Origin of the sequence: Salinivibrio sp. SS2, assembly GCF_001722075.1 — a bacterium.
GTDB classification, from domain to species: Bacteria; Pseudomonadota; Gammaproteobacteria; order Enterobacterales; family Vibrionaceae; genus Salinivibrio; species Salinivibrio proteolyticus.
The window spans coordinates 1-2567 of the sequence record NZ_MEBP01000030.1 but is presented as its reverse complement, the minus strand read 5'-3'; the positions used below and the strand labels follow the sequence as shown (position 1 = coordinate 2567).

General features: G+C 45.8%; 3 protein-coding genes. All 3 read left to right on the top strand.

Annotation, left to right across the window (positions count from 1 at the left end; genetic code table 11):
• Window positions 1–708, top strand: a 708-nt coding sequence (locus BGK46_RS17545; protein WP_084781202.1) for a bacteriophage T4 gp5 trimerisation domain-containing protein, incomplete at its 5' end; no start/stop codon positions are given.
• A complete protein-coding gene (locus BGK46_RS02070; RefSeq protein ID WP_069586821.1) occupies window positions 705–1496 on the top strand; it encodes a DUF4123 domain-containing protein in 792 nt (263 codons plus the stop codon). The genes BGK46_RS17545 and BGK46_RS02070, both read left to right, overlap by 4 nt.
• Window positions 1489–2553 (top strand): DUF2235 domain-containing protein, encoded by a 1065-nt coding sequence (locus BGK46_RS02065; RefSeq protein WP_069586820.1) that lies wholly within the window; start codon window positions 1489–1491, stop codon window positions 2551–2553. Before BGK46_RS02070 ends, BGK46_RS02065 begins: the two co-directional genes overlap by 8 nt.
• The last annotated feature ends 14 nt before the right edge of the window (window positions 2554–2567 follow it).

The window sequence follows — 2567 nt, the reverse complement described above, 5'->3', positions numbered from 1 at the left end:
GACCAACCGATTATCACCGGCCGCACGTATCATGCGACCAATGTGCCGCCTTATACTTTACCGGCACACAAAACCAAGACGGTTTGGCGCAGTGAAAGCCACCAAGGCGAGGGCTACAACGAGCTCACGTTCGAAGACCAATCGGGCAGTGAGCAAGTGTATTTACACGCGCAAAAAGACTGGCACACCGAGGTAGAAAACGACCGCGTGACCGAGATTGGTCATGACAACCACCATCAGGTACACAACGACCAATTTCATCGTGTGATGGGCAATGCGCATCATACCGTGGAGGGAGAGAGTCGCCAGTACACCCAACAAGACCAAACCCTGATTGTCGACGGCTCGCTGCATGTTAAAGCTGGCCAAGTGTGGGTGAATGACGCCAGCAATGAAATTCATATCAAAGCCGGTCAAAAAGCGGTGATTGAGGCAGGAAGTAGCATCACTGTCAAAGCCGGCGGCAGCTTTGTCAGCATTAATGGCGGCGGTGTTCACCTTGTAGGCCCTGCGATTAACCTCAACTCAGGCGGCAGCCCCGGTGCAGGCAGTGGCTATGCGGGTAAAGTCGCCGCCCTCCCGTTTGGGGTGGAGTCGCCAGAGAGTCCAATGCCCGCCCAAACGATTTCTTATGAGGCGCTATTAACCGCTGAAGAAGCACATATACCAGCCGTCAAAATATGTCCTGTTATTGGAGGTGGGCAGTGATAAAACAATGGTTCACTGAACAAATCGACAACATATATTGGTTGGTCGAAGACAACACATTAAAACAGGCGATAGAAGCCAACGGGGAGCTTTCATTTCCTGATACACGATTGGTTTTTCAGGGTGAAATGTTTGATGCTGTAATATCACTCTCTCCTTGGCTACTACCTGTGACTGAGTCGGTCAGGCAACTGCCTGAACAAGTATTACAGCAAGGCATGTACCTTTCTTGTACTCAGACTCTCGATGTTTTGTTAAGCCATTTACAGAGTCTATTGATTGCTGCGCTTGACGGTGAGGAAGTCTTGTTTCGATTTTATGACCCTCAAGTGCTATTACCCATGCTGCACACCATGGATGAGCAAGAGCTTTCTGCGCTTCTGGGGCCAGCTGAAAGGCTAACAACGTTTTTAAATGGCCAACATTGCCAATGGTATAGTGACGTTTATAAACAATACCAACCACGACTGGCACCTTGGTGGATAATTAAACCTCATCATTTAACGCCACTTTACCGCACAGATGTGCATGCAAAGATTCTAGAGAGACGCCTCTGGGAGTGTCTACCCGATGCACTAATGCAACTCGAAAAGCCCTCTCAGGTTTTTGAGGCGGTGCTGAATGACGCTAAAAAGAATGGTAAGGATTATGAGTATGCAGAGCGTTTGGTGCTCAGTCACTTAATCAACGAGACGTCCCTAACTTTAGAAGCGGTTCGTGATGCCCTGCATCTTGAACAAAAAGAATGCGAAGAAATATTCAAATTACGGGAAACGACGTATGAGTAACACAGGCGTAAACCCACATTGTCAACCATGTGAAAAGCGTGAGCACTGGATAGAGCTACTTATTCGTGATGAGTATAACCAGCCGTTTAATGATGTTAAAGGCACCTTAATTGATGCCACCCAAAAAGCGCACCCCATTTCTTTGGGTGAGCAACCCATTTTGGTTAAAGACATTGCCCCCGGCCCTGTTGAAATAAAGTTAGATCTTGGTGATTGGTTACGTGAAGCGCAAGACAGTCAACACGCAGTGAACTCTGACTCTGACCCTGTACGGGAATTTTCAACGACCTATACCGGATACAATGACGGAGAGGTTATCTATCATGAAGCAACGACAGGTGATCTGACCGAGCTCCCTCAGTACGAGCTAACTGATTTACCAGAAAATAGAGTCACCCTTCCTGAACGGCATCAAAAAGGAGCCGCCGACAAAATAAAACTCGTCACGGATAAAACATATATTCTTAAAGTAAGAGCGTACAAATTTATTACGCTTCGCTTCGGTGTGTTCTTTGATGGTACGGCCAATAATACGTACAGTGCATTATGGGGTAAGCAGCAGTTTGACCGTTACTATAATACGTGGAAAGCCAACTATGATACTGAATGTGAAATACTGGCTAAACAAACTGGATTAGATAGTAGCTCGATTAAGCCGACACAGTTGCCAGATTCATGTTTTGCGTATCCAGAAGGGGTTGAGGGAAGTGCTGCGAATGAAATCACTAATGTGTATAAACTATTCGAAAGATATCCCAATAGAGAGTTGTCGTCAGATCTGAACGCTGTTTTGATTAGAGAATACATAACTGGAATTGGAACGGGGAATAGTAAAAATATTTCGCCCGCAGATGAATCCACTTACGGCCAAGCAACAGGGACTGGAGATTATGGTATTAGGAGTAAGGCTATTTATGCGTCTAATCAAATTCAAGACAGCTTAAAAGACGCTATAGAAGTAATTACTAACCATGATGAGAAAATAGATGGTATCAATAAAATTCAGTTTGATGTATTTGGCTTTAGCCGCGGAGCGGCAGCAGCGAGACACTCCTGAATTCAGATAATAAG